The sequence below is a fragment of the Dulcicalothrix desertica PCC 7102 genome (assembly GCF_003991905.1).
Taxonomy (GTDB): Bacteria; Cyanobacteriota; Cyanobacteriia; order Cyanobacteriales; family Nostocaceae; genus Dulcicalothrix; species Dulcicalothrix desertica.
The window spans coordinates 200,781-219,643 of the sequence record NZ_RSCL01000003.1 but is presented as its reverse complement, the minus strand read 5'-3'; the positions used below and the strand labels follow the sequence as shown (position 1 = coordinate 219,643).

The window sequence follows — 18,863 nt, the reverse complement described above, 5'->3', positions numbered from 1 at the left end:
ATAAAGACAAAACAATTGATTTATCTTAATTAAAAACTAAGCATAACCTACTTCTATTGGTGGCTTTTGCCGCACCTACGTTTATTGTACTATTTCTTGTACTGTTAATCTGACTCCAAATCCTTGCCAATATCTTTGTACTCCTTCTATTAGTGGGTACACTTGTAAGAAACCAAGTTCTATTGGTTCTGCTACTAATTGTAAGATAGCTAGTTTTAATTCTTGTAGTGCTTCTGGGCGCCCCATTAATAATACTGACATACCCTGACTAAATGCTGTTTCTATTTGTTGGCGCCAGTCAATATCATCCAGCATAATTATACGTTCTTTTGCTTGGAGTACGTTGAGTAAAATTTCTCTATCAGGTTCGGGGAGTGCTACAAAGGGATTATATGGAGATAAAGCGCGCGAACGGATGGTATTTCCTCTTGCCCATAATAACCCGTAAATTACTTGAAAGCGCCAATAAGGATTAGGCTGTAATAAACCAAGATGCTGTAAGGCTTGGTCTAAGTTGTTATTTGTACTGGCTATGTAAGCAAATACTCGTGCATCTATATCAATACCTAAACGCGCTTCTTCTTGATGCCATAAATGAATTAAATCTAATAATAGCTTATCGGTTTGTGGTGTACTTCCGGGACGTAAAATTCTGGCATTAATTGCAGTGATAACGGGATGGGTAACTAATATTCTTTGCTCAGATAAAACTCTGCGTAGATTATCTGTTGCTTGTTTTAATTCACTATACCCCTCAGCAGCACGCGCGTCTGCAACTGCATAATTCACTTCATCATTGGTATCTATTAATTCAAGTAACCGCGTTAGTTCTGAGTCTACTATTTCAAAATCTGAAGGTTCTAATGCACTTGTTGCCAAGCGGAAAAAGTTAGCTGGGTCTGCTGCATACCTTGCTATTATTTCTTCGATAACTCCACCGCCACCTATGGTAGACTCGGTTATCCAGATTTCTTGTATTTCTTGTTCTATATCTTCGGAGGCGCCTGAGTCTATATCTAAAATTAAATCATCGATGTCAAATTGAGGACATAGCTGTCTACATGCTTCGAGTATTGCTCCTCCTAAAGTTGATTTAAAACGTAATGCTGCCCATTGGTGCCATTGTTCATCTGGTTCTAACCATAGAACTGGCGCCAGATCATTTAATATACTTTGTATTTCAACATTGTTACAAAGCGTTAATAGTTTATCATGTACTTTCTGGCGCCCAACTACTCTATCTTCGTCTGGTTGTCCATCTTCGAGCAAAATTTCTTCGATATCTAATGTTTGGAAGATATTTTCTAAAACTGCTGCCATTTCCCTACCTATATCGCATTGCTTTAAAATTTCCCAAGCTTCTTGTAAAGAAATTTGCTCTTGAAGCGCGCGTGCAGTCAGCATTGATATATATATTTGATAAAGCCACTCACGCTGGAAATAGTTTGTGAAATAAAACAATTCCGCATCCTTGATAATGCGGTCTCGAAAATATGCTGTGCGAGATGAACCCCCTGTGTAGGTAAAGGGAGGAATGCGAAAGCGAAATACTAAACCGTCTACTGCTACAGCAAACCCTACTGCCGCAGAATTGTTATTATTATCTACAAAACCAATAGTAGTATCAAACTCGCGTCCATTTTGATAGCGTATAGTAGCATGGGAGGCAATTGCAAATCTTCTTACTTCAATTGGTGACTGCTGAGTATGAGTAAAACAGGAAATTTCTGTAATAATTTGGCGCCACGGTGAACCTTTGGGAATTTCCAGCTTGGTTCCAGTAGGTGGTAATATTTGACAATGCCATTGTAAATAAGCATTTGAGGTTATAGAAATATCTGCTGGAATTTGAGTGGGATTTATTGCCCAAGGACGGTAAGTAGGTATATTAAGGATTTTTCCATTTTCGCGAAGCTGGAAAATTCCAACTTCTTCAAGTTCCGCACAATATTTTTTGATTGGTAAAGATTGTATTCTTTCTTCAAAATTTAATGGAGCAATCCAGTGACTAACACGAATATGTTGTACACCAAAACGTCGTGATGCTCTACCTGGTGAAAAGGTTTTTAGCGCTTGCACCATAGGCATTATATGCATATCTGGGGTGCTATTTTTGGTTTGGGCAGGTGTTGTAATTAATACCTCTGGTAATAATAAATCGCTGAATAAATTAGAAGTAACAAAATCTGGTAAGGGTGAAAAATCAACTTGATAATCTTTTTCTGCATCATCACCAGGATTAAGAGGATAACATTTCCAACCAGATTCTAAACGACGTAGTAAAGTGGGAAGTGCTGCCATCATTAATGACCTTGGTGGTTCCCAAAGAATTGTCTCTACTTCTTCTTTAGTCAAATTTAGCGCTGTTTGAAGGTATAATTCTAACTCACGTTGCTTGGCGCCAGTTTCAAGAAGATTTTTGATCAGGTCAATTTCTCGCTGCTGACGTGTTTTATCGTGAAACGCTGGTGCTGCAAAGTCATTCCAAACACTACCTTTATTTGCATCAACTAATTGAGTAGCAACCCAATCCATAAATGCAAAAACAGCTTGAATTCGTATTACATAGCGGTTGGCAATAGGTAGAAAACGCTTTTCTAGAACTGGGCTAAATAGCATATCATAATTTTGATAAGCTATACGGTCACGTCCATAGTCAGAAAGTACTATCACAGTCCAAGGTCGCATAGCTCTTTTTCGTCCTGCTCGTCCTTTGCGCTGAAGGAAAGAAGCCATGTCGCGTGGTGCTTTGTGTTGAATTACACCTCCAACATCAGGGTCATTAAATCCCACTTCTAAAGATGCAGTGGCAACGATAATATCTGCATCTAAGCTGACTCCTGTATCTTGGGAACTTGTACGTCCAATATTTAAGGGAATTTCTAAACCATGACCAATTTCTTCGCACATCAACCAAGATTGACCATAAACCAAACGTTCTTTATTCTCAGCATTACTACGCGCGCGTAAAGCTGCTAAAGGTAAACGTTTCCTAATTGGGCGCCCCCAACTATTCAGTCCTTCAGTATCTAATAAGTTATGGAACAAACGATTAGTAACATCTAGGTCATCAGTAAAAGCAAAAACCCGCGAACCGTAAAAGTCTTTGCTAGCAGGTTCAACCCTAGGGTCTAGCACACGCCTTAATAAAACTGCCGTTAAAATACTACTAGATAATAAAGTAGTGCCAGATACAGGGTCGCCTCTAAGCGCAAGTTGATATTCCATCCCCTCAGCAATTAAGTCATTACCAGGACATATTTCTTCAATCCAACCTAAATTTAAACCTGTAAGTTGACTAAAAAATTCTGCTGCACTTTCTAATGTTGCCGAAAGTCCAGTAAAGTGAACTTTGTTTTGAATTATGTATTGCCAACGTCGTAGTAAATAAGCAACTTGGGCGCCATGTATTCCCGTATAAGTATGTACCTCATCGAGTAATATAATCTGAGGGGTTTTCGGCGCCCTAATTCCAAATACATGACCATATTTTGAATCACTCATCGAGCGATTTAACATTTCTGTCGTAGTAAAAACCAGGTCAGGAGGAGTTTTTGCCATCCTCTCGCGCGTGAGAATTACTTCTGACTCATGAATAATATTGCGGCAATCTGGGTTTAAACAAGTAAGTTTCTCTCTTTTTGCCTCCAAATCAGCACGTTGCCAAGATAAAGCAGAATCACACTTTGGACATCTTAAATAAGGACAAGTAAATCCACCGCTTTGGGACTCCCATTTCTCTTGTACATCTTGTAGAGTTGCACTTTTGGGAGTTAAGCCAAAAAAGGCGCCGATAATAATTTTACGCTTATCGTTACCTAAAACAGCATCAAGGCGCCGTGCTTGTTGGTAAGTTTCAGAAAATTGGTCTTTGAGAAGCTCATTACGAGGATAAATAGCTAAACCCTTACTCCAATACTCATCTTTTTTAACCAAACCCGCAATATGTGCCAATGCAGGCAAGTAAAAAGCCAAAGTCTTCCCTGTCCCCGTACCCGCACAAACAATCATCCCCCGACTTTTTGTACTATTCAAATCGCGCAACATTCTACTCGTCGCGCGTAATTGAAAATCAGCAAGTAAAATTTCATTATCACTTGTAGGGGAATCAAGAATAGCTGTAATTGCTTGTTGCCGTATGGGAGTTAATACTTTGTCATTTTGTTTGTCATTTTGTAAATACTCAATTACAGTTTGTAACGTTATATGTCTTCTGGGATAAACTCTAGGGGTAATTTGTAAACGATAATCGGCAACCATTGTAGGGGCAGTTTGCCAATTATTGCTAGGGAAAAGTTGACGAAGACGCGCGAATAATCTTACCGCTTCAGCCATGCGACTGCGGTATAGGCGCCGACCTCTGATGTTAAAATCGAATATAAGGCGCCGTTCCAGCATTAACTCCACTAAATCCCAAGCATCCTCATCAATATCGTTATTATCAAAGAACTCTTGTGCTAGTTCTTCTATTTCTTCTTCAGAAAATCCACCATCAACAATACCCCACGAGAGAAGTTGCACCTCTTTGCGCTCTAAGGTATCGAGAAATTCCCTAACTAACTTATCCCAATCAATAACCATATAACCCAAAAAGTAAGTATTGTCATTAGTAGCGTAGCGAAGAATCTTTGAGATAATGAGAATTAGAAGATGCTTCGTTACACTACTAATGACATAAGATATCTAAGTTAAGCGGATTTTTAACGAATCAGAAATATTATACTTCTCAATCCAATCTTTAACCTCGGTGGTGAGAAGATTTAGAGAGGCACCTTTATTGGGGTTAGCTGCATCTTTCAGGAACTGCAATATTGTTTCGGGAAATTTATCTGATTCGACATCCCAGCACAGCTTTAATTGTTTGATTTTGCCTTCATGTTTGGTAAATTCAGCATCGTTTTTAGGATAGTTAACTTCCTTTATCTCTTTATCTAAATTCCGAATTTCGTTAACAGTTTGTTTGAATTCATCAAATTTTGCCATTACATTTAGTACTTCATTATTTGTACTAGGCATATTATCATTTAAATAGGTTTTCCAAGATTGAATTAACTGCTGCTCTAGGATTTTTTTTAGAGTTTCGATTCTTGACTTTAAAGTGTTGACTTTAAAATCAATAATTGAATCAGAATTTTCATTAAATTTTTTTTCAGCTTCGGTTATAGTAGCTAATAAATCACTCGTTGTTGGCGCCACATCATTTAATATCTCTCGTTTACGGAAAGCTTTTAAAGCTTCAATAACTGGACGAATAGTATTAACCGCTTCATTTATTTGTCTTTGTTTCGATTTGAAAGTGTCAAGATTACTAGCAAATTTTTGTTTAGTTTTCTTGATTTCGCATAATTCAATAAATTCCTGAGCTTTGTCTAAAAGCATTCTATTATTCCTTAAATTTCATTAATCAAACTTTGCAAATCAGCTAAATCTTCTTTAATCCCTTGATAGCAAGATTCTATAGAACCTCCTTCAAATTCCTCTAAATCATTAATAGACTCTCGCGCTTTTAAAATCGAAGCATCTAGAAAATTATTTGTATACCGCAAAAATTGTGAAGAATCGAAAATGACTTTTTGAAAATCTTCGCTTAGAAGCTGCAATATTTTGCCCGAATCGTTCCCTGCTTCTTTCTCTGTTTGAACGCGCTTCATTACGTCCTGATATTTAGTGATTGCAGTGCGACGGAATTGATCGATAACTTTTGTTAATTCCTCAGCGCTTTTACCACCACGTAATACAGCTGCGTCTTGTGCATGTTCTAATGCTGATTTTACAGCATCAAGAACTTCTGTTTTCTTAATATCTTCACCTAAGTCGGATATCAACAAGTTATAGCTTTTAAACTGACGGTCATATTCTTCTTGAATTGCTTGTTCCAGTAACTGATCTACCTGCTGACGTGCTTTAGAGATTTCTGGAAATTTATCGCCAAAATCTAAAGGAATTTCGCATTGGGGTTTCCATGACTTTCTGACTTTTTCTAAGGGTTCGATAATTTGAACAACATCGATAATTTGAAATTGAGGTGAACTACCTTTTGTGCAAGCAATTCGACTTCTAACAACTTCTAATAAGTCATCACGTTGTTTTTTAAGAGAATCATAAAGCTTCTTCCAACTTTGACTGCGAGTTGCATCGTCTCTATCTAAATCAAGAAATAACGCATTAATCAAGTTTTCTAGAGAATTAGTTGCGTGTCCTGCCATTGTTGCAGCTATTGCTAATAATTCTACTGCTGCTGGTACTGGGTTCCAAACTTCTCCTGACTCACGGTCGTAAAGACGGATAGTATTTAGTACATACTGACTCCATTTATCAAGTAGCTTGCTGTAAATACGGAAGTAGTAGTCACCGTCTGGAAACTTCCAGTTCTTATAATACTTATATTGTAAGATAGCTTGAAATGCTATGGCTGTTTCTCTAAACTCATCGGAGTCATTAGGGTTTAGAGGAAGCGATAATTTAACCCCAGATATTGTTTCTCTTGTTACTCTAGGACTATAGTAAACTATATTTCTTTGCTTAAAATATTTGCTAGTGCTACTTGCAAAAACCTTTCCTAATAAAAGTTCATCATCCCATTGAATTCTGGCAATTATTGCAGGGTAAATAAATTCACGTAAATATGCTGCTAAATCTTGAGGTAAAATACCTTGATTGTTCCAGTTATCTAAAATTCTTATCTGTTCTTGTAACTTTTCTGGAATTTCTGCCTCGCTTTGCTCAGTTGTTTCTATTGAAGTTTTTGAGTCAACTTTGTAACCTCTCCCTCCTTGAGTTTCAACAGCACGTGGAGTTTGCGTAACTTGACTTGGTTGAGATTGCGATGTAGTATACCTGACCTGATTAAGCTCTGTTTTAGTTTCTGCAAAATTAATGTTGCCCTGTATATAAGGTAGATTAAAAGCAGTGTGTACTTCAATAGGTAAATTACAAAGCTCCTGACTATTAGTCCACAAATCAATAAGTACCGCACGTCGCTCAAAGTTTTGTGGGTCTTTTGATTTAATGTTTGATTGCGCTATTGCACTTAACCGCATATTACCAAAATGCGCGCGTAAACTAGTAGATGGAAAACTTCCTTTTCTGATATCTTCTAATCCATTGTCAAGAGTATACTTTAATACATCCTTTATTAATATTCGAGGGTTAAAAGTACCTTTATTAACTCGACCTAACATTTGCTCTAATGCTTCACTGTTAAAAGGATACAATCCAATTTCATTAATACTTCCAAATCCTGCGTCACAAGCTTGACGATGTTTGCACTCATTACAAAAACTAACTGGTGCTTCATTTTTGTAATCTTGTTCTTGATTATTATTTGCCCAATCAAGAATAGCTTGGTCATCTAAGCGAACCGCATTTAAATATCTGGCAACAAATTTTTGGATATCAGCTTGTGTAACTAAAGATTTATTATTAACTGTGCCAACATCAAGATTAACGCTGAAAGTTATACGCTGTTTGATGGTGTCAACAAAACTTGCGAAATAACCTGTAGTACAAGCTAAAGCTGTACGAATCGCACACAAAGGTTTTTTTCCTGGTTGTTCGGGTCGTGCTAAAACTGCTTCTAATACTTCTCGGTCAATACCTTGTAACTTAGCGAAATCCTCGATTAATAAAACTAGTTCTATTTCTTGTTCTGCAAGAGTTTCGCGCACTTCTCGCATTAGTCTTTGTAAGTCTTCACGACCTAAATCTAATACTCTTGTAATTGCGTTGTCTAAATGCCTATTCAACCATTTTACAGTTTCTACTTGAATATCATCATTACTAATCAAGTAGCTATAAAATGCTTGTGCAGAACTCCCTGCTTGTTTGAAATTTGTTACGTTTTTTGGCAAATCATTAACTGAAAACTCTTTCCTGGCTTCAATATTTTCCACCGTATCACTTTGTCCGAAAATATGAGCAACTAATTGTTGGATAATCCCTCCATCTTTAAGCCAATAACTTCTACGAAAAAAATTGTCATATAAAAGTGTTTCTAAACCATCTTCACCAACAATATATTGTTGATTGTCATTAAGATTATTATAGTCATGCTGACCATTCGGTCCGATAGCTATGGCAAGTTGATTTAAAAGATTTTCTCTAATTTGAATTTCTGTTAAACTATTGCTAGTTCTATCGATACGCTGACGATATTCATCAAATTTTTGTCCCTCCATGCCATCGAGAATGCGAATAATAATATCTTTTAAATTAGTACCAATTTTAGGAATTAATAATACTTTACGTTTAGAAGTTGATTGGATTTTTGCAGCTAACCAGCGAATTAAATGAGACTTACCTGTGCCAGAACCACCTAAAACAGGAACAAAAGCAAAATTATTTTCTGCAAGAAAATCTTTTAAAAACTTCTCCTCATCATATTCAATTCGTGATGGCGCCTCTATCAGGTCTTGAAGGTACATTGCGATTGGATGATGAGTTGCCAAAAACAAATGATTATCTGCTTGAATTGCTTCAACATTCATCACCCTACGTACTTTTTCTAAATCCCAGCAAACAAAGTTTTCAAAACTCATAGTTTTTCTCCTTGCCAAATAATATGAGAAATTTGCCCTTCGCTATCAACTCGATTATTTGCTTTTGGTAAAATCATCAAGTCAGCATCGGACTCTCTTTTTAGTTCAATATAACCTTCATCGCGTAATCTAAATAATGCAAAAGCTGTACTTGTAGAAAGATAATTTAATTGACGCCGTCCAATATTTATTTCTATCTCATCTCGAAATTTACCCGTTTCAAATAAAGGACATTGTTCTGCTAATTTATCAATAAATTCTCTAATTAAAATTTTTGTACCGACCTGCTCATTAAATATACGCTTTAAATTGCGTTTTATATAAAGTGTAGGGTCGGGTACAATAACCTTCTGTCCTTCTAACGCATGACCCCAAGACAACCCTAAATAGCACATCCAGTCATCCATCTGACCAAAAAGTGAATTGTTTGTCATTTTTAGCAACTCACCTACTTTTTGCGCGTTGACTTGATTTTGTATTGCTTCCCAGTTTCCAGGAGCATCGTATATATCTTGTGCTAGAAACCAAGCGCAAACAAGACCAAAGTCTTCTTCATCTGCGTTATCAGAGGCAAAAAATAGAGTAGTTAGAGTATCAGGTAATAATTTGTCGCCAATTTGAGGATTTCTAGCATCTTCTGGAAGACTTGGATTTATAGCTATCTCGTCTTCTTCTTCAATCAAAAGACCAATGTTAATATTTTCATTTACTGTTCTAGTTTTAATTTGATTAATCGTTTTGCGAAACATTGGACGGCCCGGGGGTGCATCTTTTACCAGTTCATCTGGTGACAAAAGCTTTTCTAATACTTCTCTTTTTTCTTTTTGCCCTTTCGCTTGTAACAGATATCTAAAAATTCCTCTAACTCTACTAGGAGTTGCCAAAGGTTCTTTCAAAATACTCATATACCAATCTCCATACAGAAGAGTTCAAATTTAAAATACCGTCCTGGAAAAATGTCAATTAATTTTCTATCGGTTCTATTAGGGTCAGGAGTGTCTGTAGGTAACAATATTATTCTAGGCGCCTGTGGCATACTCTTTTGTGATAAATAATTAAATGGTAGTCTTTTTCCTGGAGGATGAAAAATTAATGTGGGTTCGCTCGGCATTTTTATAGGTTGATAACTTTCCCAAAGAAAAATTAAAGCATTGGGGATTCGACTAACCTCCTTCATCAAATTTTCCTGATATTCTTTGAGAATAATTACGTTCTTAATACCTTGTTCTAAAAACCATTTAAAAACTCGATTGAATTGGCGCTTTATATTTTTTTCTTCCAATGAATCATAGAAAATTAGTAGCAATTTCTCACCCCACAACAATCCCTCAAGTTCTTCACCCCATTGCTGATTGGGTTTTTGCCATATAACACCAGGTTCAGGCATGATTCCTGAAAAAGGTTCAATCGCATTGTTCCTACAAACATGACAACCACCACAAGACCGAAATACTTTCACTCTATTTTTTGCTTCTCCCACATTACGTAGGAAAATTGTATAGGCTTCTTGAAAGATTTCTGAAATGCATCGTTTGGCATTTAAAGCTTCTATCATTAGCTCAATATTTTTGTAGCTATTGCTTTGACGCTGCTTGCGGATTGGTTCTACTTCAGACTCCCAGGTAGATTTATCTAGATGTAATTCATTACGAATACGAATTACTCTCTGATTACGGTAATGTTCCCATGCTTTTTCATATGCTGCTTCTGACTCAAACTCAAAGTCTTTTTTCAGTGGTGGTTCTTCAAAATCGATTTCAATCAACTTTGCCCGACTCATCAAAGTTAAAGTGCGGATATTCCAAGCTGTATTTTGCTTGCTATCCATATCTATATCTTCTGGTCGCAAAGAAGGAGGTGTATTGACGGGAACACGATATCTACCATCACCTATACTTTTTTTCCTATCAAACATTGTTTGCCAACGCTCTTTACCTCTTTCAATAGTGATTGCTGATTTCTCATTAATTCCACGAGCAGTTTTTATATCGTTTTCTGTATACAGCGTTAATGAGATTGATGCTTTACCGTCTCTTCCACCTCTACCAACTTCTTGATAAAATCTGTCAATAGTTTCAGGCACACAAACATGAATTACCGCACGCACGTCTGCTTGGTCAATACCTAATCCAAATGCAGAAGTTGCCACTACTATATCTATTTTTCTATCTCGCCATTTCTCAATTAGCTCTAATCTTTGTTTAGAAGTCGATTTACCTGTCATCAAGTCACATCTTTTAAACCCTGCTTTCTCTAATTGCTTTTTCCATTTTTTAACATCTTCAACTTTGGTTCCATAGATAATTAAAGGACGTGGGAGATTATATACTGCTTCAATTAATCTTTCTTCCCTAACTTCTTCGTTTCTACACTCGTTAAACCAGTACGAAGGTTCTGGACGTAACTGTACGGCAGAAATTACTTTCAGGTCTTTTCCAAATAATGATTCTAAGGTTTCTAGGCAAGATTCAGTAAGAGTCGCAGTTAGTAGTAGTGTTGTAAAAGAACCAAGACGTAATAAATCTTTTCGCAAACCTGGAATTTCTTGGAAAGCAGGACGAAAATCATCTCCCCACTGCTCGACCATGTGCGCTTCGTCGATGATAAAGTACTTTAACGTTCCTTGCTTTGCTGCTTCGTATAACGCAGGCGCCAGTGAATCCATTAAACTTTCAGGAGAGGTAAAAATTATCCTTTGAGTACCTTCACGAATTCGTGTGCGTATTGCCTCACGTCGTTCTTTCCCCTCTTGGCTATCATCACTGTAATACGCCGTATCATGCTTAATAATAGACTTCAATCCTTTTTCCTGGTCTATCGCTAGTGCTGTTGTTGGCACTACTACTATACTTACACCTCTATGTTGCGAATTTAGCAAAGCTGGTAACTGCGCGCAAAGACTTTTTCCTGAACCTGTAGGTAGATTAATTATCAAAGTAGCATCAACAGGCGCCGTCAAAATACTATGAATCGCACTTCGTTGACCAACACTGCGATAATTATCTAAACCCATAAGCTTTAAAAACGGGTCTCCTGCGACATAATCATAATTTCGCCGAAGTTCCTCTTTAAAAACAGCTTTATCTGGAGGTTTATTTACAATATCTAGCCATTCTGGTTCCCAAGGACGCGCGCTAATCGTGTAATATTCTTTATCGTCGCCATTGTAAATACTGATACTACTTTTTTCCCAAACTTCACGCTTTGGAAAACGAGGTTTACGAGATACGTTGATAACAGTTGCAGAACTTCCACCCTGTTTTTCATCTTCTCGTCGCAGTACATGACGTACTAAACTCGCAATATCTCCCGAAGAAACCGCATTATCAAGTAACGCATCGAGAAGGCGCCGATGACAAGGTTCTGTAATATGTCTTGTATCTTCAGGAACGTTACCTGTTTCGAGAATTTCTTGCAGTTCCGCAAACGAATCTGTCATAAATCATCACTGGTTCATTTATGTATAATATTTATCTATATAATCTCAGTAATTTAACTAATACGATTAATATTAGCCAAGTATATTCATCAAAAAAATATTAAATCCGGATTAACTCCAGTTAAATTTTTTGTAACATTTTATTTTTAAAATTGCCAACTGTAATTTTTCGTACTCGTAATACTACTTATACTGGATAGTTTGAGAATGATAACGGCGCCAGCAGTTTAATATTTTTAAAAATAAAATCAGTAATCTTGGGAAGTAATTATACATCTTATGATACATCTTGTGATGCATCTTGTGGGATGGGCATCCCTGCCCGTCCTATAAATTTCAACATTACAAACGGGCAAGGATGCCCGTTCCACAAGAGAACAAGATGAATAAGATAACAAGATAAAATAGGGAATACACAATTTTATAGGAACTAAAATTAGGTGCGCCAGTTATTTTGATAAGGCAAATGTACTAATTCAGGCTTATCAACAATAAGTAAAATTTAAATTGCACTAGCAGCTAAGAAAAATTATCGTATTCCCATGAGTCTAACATGTACTGTTGTAATTTTGCCACAAGGGTGATGTCAGTAGATAATTGCTTATAATTTTTATAAACGTATTGCTGTACATGGCTTTTTGCCCATATTCAAGGCGCCGTACTTTGCTTTTCTTCTCTGTGTTGAGTGTGTCTTTGTGGTAAAAAATAATAGTTGGTGCGTGACGTCCCGCACCATACATTTGAATGTTACAAACGGGCAGGGATGCCCGTTCCACAAATACAGGACTATTACCAGTCTTCGGTTTCTCCTCCAGTAATGGGAGGGCGCCCGGAAACGATAATGAAGCCTACGGAGTCAAGGCGAATATTGGGGTGACGGATACCTTCTATTATTGCTTGATTGAGTTTGGCTTCTTCTATTACTTCTTGGGTAAGTGATTTGTCGATCATTTTTTCTTGTTGCTTGATGCGGTTGAGACGTAAACGCAGTTGTTCGAGTCGTCTTCCTAGTTTTTGTTCTGCGCTTGCTGCTGTTTTGTCACACATTTCTATAAAGTTATCTTGGCTAATTAGTAACTCTACAGATGTGTTACGCGCGTCGCGACAAAAATCTTGCCAATCGTCTGGGTGTATAAAGTTATCTAGTATTGGCAAACGACTTTTTGCTAGGTTGTAATCTTGGTTGTTGGCGCCTTTTGGAGGTGTTTTACTAGCTGTTTTGGCGGCAGCTTTATCGGCAGCTTTAATTGGCGGTTTAATTGGCGGTTTACCTTTGCCTTTGTACTGGCGTTGTAATATTTCTAACAATGCTTCGTCTTCAACAATGCTCATTGGCTCGTTGCGTGCGTCGATAAAGATACTTTGGATGATTGGTGGAAATAAGCTATCTGCACGACGTTGTAGTGTTTTGTACTTGATTGGGTCTATTTTATAACTACTTAGGTCGGTTTCGATAATGTAGTCAAATCTAAAACCAAACCATTCAGCACCTTCGCTCTTTTCCCAACTATCGTCAACTCGCCACATGGCAAATGCTTGACCTCGGTCATCCCAATGTATATAAGATGATAATGAGTCGATTAAACCTTCACCAATTCGATACAGGTTGACGTTGGGTTTTTGATTGGCAACTCTTCGGTTATATGTACCTGTATCGTTTGTTAACCCCACGAAGTAAGTTCTCAAATCGTCAATGGGTATTAGGGTTTTCTGTGTTGGTTCATAACGCTGTGCTGCTGAGACATTTGGGTCGTTTAGCTGCTTTAATCGTAAAGCGTTACATAACCAGTCTTCGGTAACTCGCTCGATTTCTTGATGTTGAGCATCAAAGTTATCTAAGCTTTCAAAGTACTCGCTAGCGATTTCATCGAGAGCGTTAATTTCATCTAAGGTGTTTTGCTCGTCTATTTTAACAAGCTCGGCGCCTATTTCTTGTTTAACTTGCTCTACACTTTCTAAAAGCCCATTTGCCCCAGATTTAAACAAAGTTGCTTCTAGCTGTGGCAGTTTCCCATCAACATAAAACTGGAAGCTTGCTATCGACTGCTCAAAGATATTAAATCCATCTTTCAACAATTGATACCATGCATCGTGGGGACTGTCATCTATCTCGGCGCCTGCAAATACCGTAAATTCTACATTCAACTGGCGCCCAATACGGTCAATTCTACCAATTCGTTGCTCTAAACGATTTGGCGACCAAGGCAAGTCAAAATGTATCATCGAGTCAGCATATTGCAAATTACGACCTTCTTCACCCGAATAGTCGCAAACGAGAATAAAGCAGTTAGGGTCATTTTTAAATCTATCAAGACTCTTTTCTACTTGCGCTCGTGGTTCTCCAAGTAAATGACTCGCAATACATGATTCTCCAAAACTATCTCGCAAAAACTTGATGATTTGAGCGCAAACTTGTACATAACTGGTAAATATCACTATTTTTGGTAGCTTATCTCCAGGTATTGGTCTTCTTAACCGTAATTGCACTTGTTCGAGTAACTTAGGTAAATTACTACGGAACGATTGGAGTTTAAAGTTTTCTGAGAGCTTGTAAAGTATTACTATTCTCAGTAACACCAAACGGTCGCCATCTTCTGAGGGTTTCTCAAGAATTTTTAGCAAACCTTGTAAAATTTCCTCTTCTTTGTCGAATTTGGGAGTTTCAGTCAGAATATTCAAACTGTCTGTGTCAAACTCTTTCGTCAACACTTGAGGAAAACTACCCTTCAAACGCGCTTCGAGAACTTGCTGTAAAATTCCTAACCAAGTACCACTAGCACGGAACAATAGTAAAAAGATGCGGTGATAGTTTGAGTTATCAGGCGCCAACCCACGCCATTCTTCCATTAACTCATGAATGTCGTAAACACGCTCATCTAAATCATACTCAGCTTTCGGCGCCACATTCCTGTCAAAAATTACATCCTCCACAGAAGCGCGACGATTACGCAGCATTCGACGGTAAAGTCTATATGTATCGCTAATATGAGTCCGAATCGCTCTAACTATTTTATTTTCGTTACCAGTTTTTTCTTGTAAAGAATTTTGTAGCTTTTCTGCCAAATCTGATAAGTATTTATCTTCGGGAAATAAACTGCAAAGTTGTGTAACCTGATTTTTGAGGACGAAAGGATTTGCACCCTCTTGAAACGACAATAATACTCGACCAATATCTTGACGCTTTGCCACCCGGTCACGGAAACCTTCCAAATCATCTAATTTATAATTTGTCGGGTCGAGCAAATGCAACATTGACAAAAAATCTTCCTCGTTGTTGACGACAGGAGTCGCAGAAAGTAGTAGCAACCGCTCTGACTGGTGAGCAAGCTTTTTAAAAGCTCCAAAGCTGCTGCGCTTTACTGCATCCGTTGACCTTGCCATCGCTGCTACGTGGTGAGCTTCATCTATAATTATTAGCCCAATATCAGCTTTTGCATTAACTTTGTGAACATCCTCAACCGCTGCTAATACTACCCTATCGGGAAAATGCGACAGATAAAACTTATTCTTCAACTCAGTACGCCACTGTTCGAGTAAATACTGCGGCGCCAATACTATCGCACGTCTCTCTGGGTCATCGAGTAAATATTGACGCAAAATGGCGCCTGCTTCAACCGTTTTTCCTAGTCCGACCTCATCAGCTAACAAATACCGTTGAATAGGGTCTTCAAGTACCCGACGCACAACTTCAACCTGATGACGCAGCAACTCAATATTCGCAGAAATTAACCCCGTCATTCCTCGACTAACCGCGCGTTGCGAAGTTAGGTTTTTCACCAGCGCAAAACGTCTTTGGTGGAAATAAGGCGTTTCTTGACCCTTATACGTCAATATATCGATAGGGTCTTCGATAGGCAAATTGCAGCGAACATATACATCCCGCTCCCTAGCAAACAAAGTTTTACTGTCAGGCAAATCAATTTGATAGGCGCCGTGATTTTCATCCCAACCAAAAACTCTTCCTATCAACCATCTATCACTCTCTGACTTTACGTAGCAACGAGTTTGACGCTGAAGTGTTACCCGACGCAACTCACCTAAAGGTACTGTTTCCTCAATACATTGCCCTACTGAGCAGAAATACTCAACTACTACGTCTTGATTACTATGTTGAACTACCTTTCCCGTACCTAGTTCATTATCAAGCGAACGTACTAGTGAACCAATTTGAATCATAGCGGTAGTCCCACATGTACTTTTGCATTAAACCTTAAATAAGATATCTCTTTAATAACTCTTAATCAACTTGCACACCCGTGCTATTCAACAAATCTTAATAACGCAACGTATCGCATTTTTATTATTGTAGAACAGGCATCCCTGCCTGTTATTATACAAAGTGACATTTTTGACATCATCTAATTTACTCCATACCTATAAAAATTAGAATAAAATAGGCGCCGACTATAGCCTTAATTATTAGGAGTAGATACCGAGTGAAGTTAAGTTTAACACGTCCGTTAGTGTTTATTGATTTAGAGACAACAGGTGTAGATATAAATCAAGATAGAATTGTACAAATCGCGATTTTAAAAGTATATTCTAACGGAACTCAGGAAATAAAAAAATTTCTACTCAATCCAACTATTCCTATTCCTGAAGGAGCCTCAAAGATACATAATATACATGATGAAGATGTAAAAGAGGCACCGACTTTTGCCCAAATAGCTGTAAAATTAGCAGAATATATTAAAGATGGTGATTTTGCAGGGTTTAATTCTAATAAGTTTGATATCCCTTTGCTAATAATAGAATTTTCACGTGTGGGTATAGAATTAAATATTGAAGACAAAAAATTTATCGATGTCATGACAATATTTCATAAAATGGAACCTCGTACACTAAAAGCCGCATATAAATTATACTGCGGAAAAGAATTAGTGGGCGCCCATGATGCAGAAAATGATATTGTTGCCACATACGAAGTTCTCAAAGCTCAACTTTTGCGGTATGAAAATGTAGCATATGAAGACAAAGATGGAAACTTCTCTTACCCTGTAACTAATAATATAGATAGTTTAGCTGATTTTACGCCCTTTAACTTAGTTGACCCTACTAATAAAATAATTACCGACGAGCAGGGTAATTTGATATTCAATTTTGGTCAGTATAAAGGGCAACCTGTCATAGATGTGCTTTTGAAAAACCCAGGATACTACCACTGGATGATGGAAGCAAATTTTTCGATATTTACCAAAAGAGTAATTAAACAGGTTTGGGAGAGTCAGAGAGTTAAACGGTAAATATATAATCTAGTGGTCTGTGTCAAAAGTTTTGGTGGGTAGATTGGCAACGGATGTGAAACGGATGTAACGGATAGTTGATTCGTTATTTGAAGGCGCCGGACTAAAAGAATGTATTGAAATTTGCCAACCAGATGAATTAAACGCCAATATTGTAAAAATTCCGCATCATGGAGCATACCCAAAGAATGGAGATGACCTTAAGGATTTGCTCGAAAAAATTGATGCGGAACTGGCTGTTCTATCTGTAGGCAGTACCAATACATATGGACATGTTGTCCCAGAGCTATTTAAACTTTTGTTGGATCAAAAAGATGATAAATCTAAAAAGTTGGAAAAATTTGTTTGTACAGAAGTGACTAGAACATGTGTTTATTCAGCCAGTAAACGTAAAATTGTTTGTTGAACGGGCAAGGATGCCCATTCCACTCTTATAGTTAATTTAGTTTTTGGAGTTCTTAAGTCCAGTATAGGATTTTGGCATTGGGAAAACGGCGCCCAATTTCACCTTCAAAGAAGCGGCGTAGTGTCTTCATAATATCGTTATCGTACACATACTTGGTACCACCAAATTTGTTACGCTTAACGCTGCGCTTTTCTTCATCCATATCTAATTTTGAGTGTGGATACCAGCTTTGTAATACTTCTTTGGAACCAGGTGTAAAGCGGTGCGATATTAACTCGAAAGTTAAATCACATTCAAAGTCTAATGCGTTGCTAATTTGGTCAAACAAATTACTGTAGTGTATTTCCCAATCTTCCATTGGCATAATTGGTGCCACTACTAGCCCAACTGGGTACTTTGCCAATGCTAACTTTCTAAGTCCCATTAATCGAGATGCCACTGACGCAGTACCACCTTCAAACTTACCAGAAATAGGCGCCGCATTTACACTAACTCGACAACGAGTATGTCCGTTATGTGGTAAATCTAAAAGTGGTTCCACAGCATCAAACTTCGATACCCAACGTAAATAACCATCTTCGCGAGTACCAAAATAACGAATGCACTCAGCTAAACTACCCGTTAAATGCTCAATACCAAGCGGGTCGGTATAACAGCTAACCTCATAACTAGTAGCCTTTCCAGGTTGCTCATATTTAGCTAAATTATCTAAGATTTGCGGTAAGTTAGCATATGCTCTAATTACTGGTGGCCCACTTAAACTGCCAGCTAGGTAACAATATTGACAATGTGCTGGACAACCCTCAGCTAAATGGAACTGCCAGTCAGCAGAAGGTGGAATAGGACTAAGCTTAAACTGACTTGGTGGCGCCGTTACTACAGCAAGAGTACGCTTAGAAATATCATAAGTCTCGCGCTCAGTTTCTCCGCGTAAACCAGTAAGACGGTTACGTGGCAACTCCTCAATAGGTAAATTGAGCGCTTCTATACGCTGCTTAATCTTCTGTCCCCAAGGTTCATCAAGCGCTGCGGGTGTAAACACTACTCGTTCTGGCATCCATAACTTAACTGGACGCAGTTCGGTGCTATCCGTACTAACTTTATCGGCAAGCATCATAATTAGTCTTATATTGAGTTGTATTCAAGCTTGTAGCAGAAGCGTTGCTATATCTATACTTCTTATAATAATACTTGCCCTAATTACCGAGCATACCGGATTTTACCCAATTAGATGTAGT

General features: G+C 37.8%; 9 protein-coding genes. 1 reads left to right on the top strand and 8 read right to left on the bottom strand.

What is annotated here, in order from left to right:
• Positions 1 to 81: 81 nt before the first annotated feature.
• The 6 genes from dpdJ to dpdE all read right to left on the bottom strand — a co-directional run bounded on the left by dpdJ (position 82) and on the right by dpdE (position 16,152).
• Complete coding sequence (gene dpdJ, locus DSM106972_RS07600; protein WP_127080132.1) at positions 82 to 4,581, bottom strand: protein DpdJ; 4,500 nt, start codon at positions 4,579 to 4,581, stop codon at positions 82 to 84.
• Between the two features lie 102 nt (positions 4,582 to 4,683).
• Positions 4,684 to 5,379 (bottom strand): hypothetical protein, encoded by a 696-nt coding sequence (locus DSM106972_RS07595; protein ID WP_127080131.1) that lies wholly within the window; start codon positions 5,377 to 5,379, stop codon positions 4,684 to 4,686.
• 11 nt (positions 5,380 to 5,390) lie between these two features.
• On the bottom strand, positions 5,391 to 8,537 hold the full coding sequence (gene dpdH / locus DSM106972_RS07590; protein ID WP_127080130.1) for a protein DpdH: 3,147 nt from the start codon (positions 8,535 to 8,537) through the stop codon (positions 5,391 to 5,393).
• Positions 8,534 to 9,442: a protein DpdG gene (gene dpdG / locus DSM106972_RS07585; protein ID WP_127080129.1), complete on the bottom strand. Its 909-nt coding sequence runs from the start codon at positions 9,440 to 9,442 to the stop codon at positions 8,534 to 8,536. Before dpdG ends, dpdH begins: the two co-directional genes overlap by 4 nt.
• A complete protein-coding gene (dpdF, locus tag DSM106972_RS07580; RefSeq protein WP_127080128.1) occupies positions 9,439 to 11,976 on the bottom strand; it encodes a protein DpdF in 2,538 nt (845 codons plus the stop codon). Before dpdF ends, dpdG begins: the two co-directional genes overlap by 4 nt.
• A 789-nt stretch (positions 11,977 to 12,765) precedes the next feature.
• Positions 12,766 to 16,152 carry a protein DpdE gene (dpdE, locus tag DSM106972_RS07575; RefSeq protein ID WP_127080127.1) on the bottom strand — a complete coding sequence of 1,129 codons (3,387 nt, stop codon included), beginning with the start codon at positions 16,150 to 16,152 and terminating at the stop codon, positions 12,766 to 12,768.
• Positions 16,153 to 16,412: 260 nt separating this feature from the next.
• Here dpdE and DSM106972_RS07570 point away from each other — a divergent pair, with 260 nt between their 5' ends.
• Positions 16,413 to 17,219: a 3'-5' exonuclease gene (locus tag DSM106972_RS07570; protein ID WP_127080126.1), complete on the top strand. Its 807-nt coding sequence runs from the start codon at positions 16,413 to 16,415 to the stop codon at positions 17,217 to 17,219.
• Positions 17,220 to 17,228: 9 nt separating this feature from the next.
• Here DSM106972_RS07570 and DSM106972_RS53230 read toward each other — a convergent pair whose 3' ends face one another.
• Positions 17,229 to 17,369, bottom strand: a complete 141-nt coding sequence (locus DSM106972_RS53230) for a hypothetical protein (protein ID WP_233787872.1) — start codon at positions 17,367 to 17,369, stop codon at positions 17,229 to 17,231.
• A gap of 308 nt (positions 17,370 to 17,677) precedes the next feature.
• Positions 17,678 to 18,742 carry a spore photoproduct lyase family protein gene (locus tag DSM106972_RS07565; RefSeq protein ID WP_127080125.1) on the bottom strand — a complete coding sequence of 355 codons (1,065 nt, stop codon included), beginning with the start codon at positions 18,740 to 18,742 and terminating at the stop codon, positions 17,678 to 17,680.
• Between the last annotated feature and the right edge of the window lie 121 nt (positions 18,743 to 18,863).

Bases quoted from the DNA above. Each gene is read 5' to 3' on its own strand.
- dpdJ (WP_127080132.1), bottom strand. From the start codon at position 4,581: ATGGTTATTGATTGGGATAAGTTAGTTAGGGAATTTCTCGATACCTTA.
- DSM106972_RS07595 (WP_127080131.1), bottom strand. From the start codon at position 5,379: ATGCTTTTAGACAAAGCTCAGGAATTTATTGAATTATGCGAAATCAAG.
- dpdH (WP_127080130.1), bottom strand. From the start codon at position 8,537: ATGAGTTTTGAAAACTTTGTTTGCTGGGATTTAGAAAAAGTACGTAGG.
- dpdG (WP_127080129.1), bottom strand. From the start codon at position 9,442: ATGAGTATTTTGAAAGAACCTTTGGCAACTCCTAGTAGAGTTAGAGGA.
- dpdF (WP_127080128.1), bottom strand. From the start codon at position 11,976: ATGACAGATTCGTTTGCGGAACTGCAAGAAATTCTCGAAACAGGTAAC.
- dpdE (WP_127080127.1), bottom strand. From the start codon at position 16,152: ATGATTCAAATTGGTTCACTAGTACGTTCGCTTGATAATGAACTAGGT.
- DSM106972_RS07565 (WP_127080125.1), bottom strand. From the start codon at position 18,742: ATGATGCTTGCCGATAAAGTTAGTACGGATAGCACCGAACTGCGTCCA.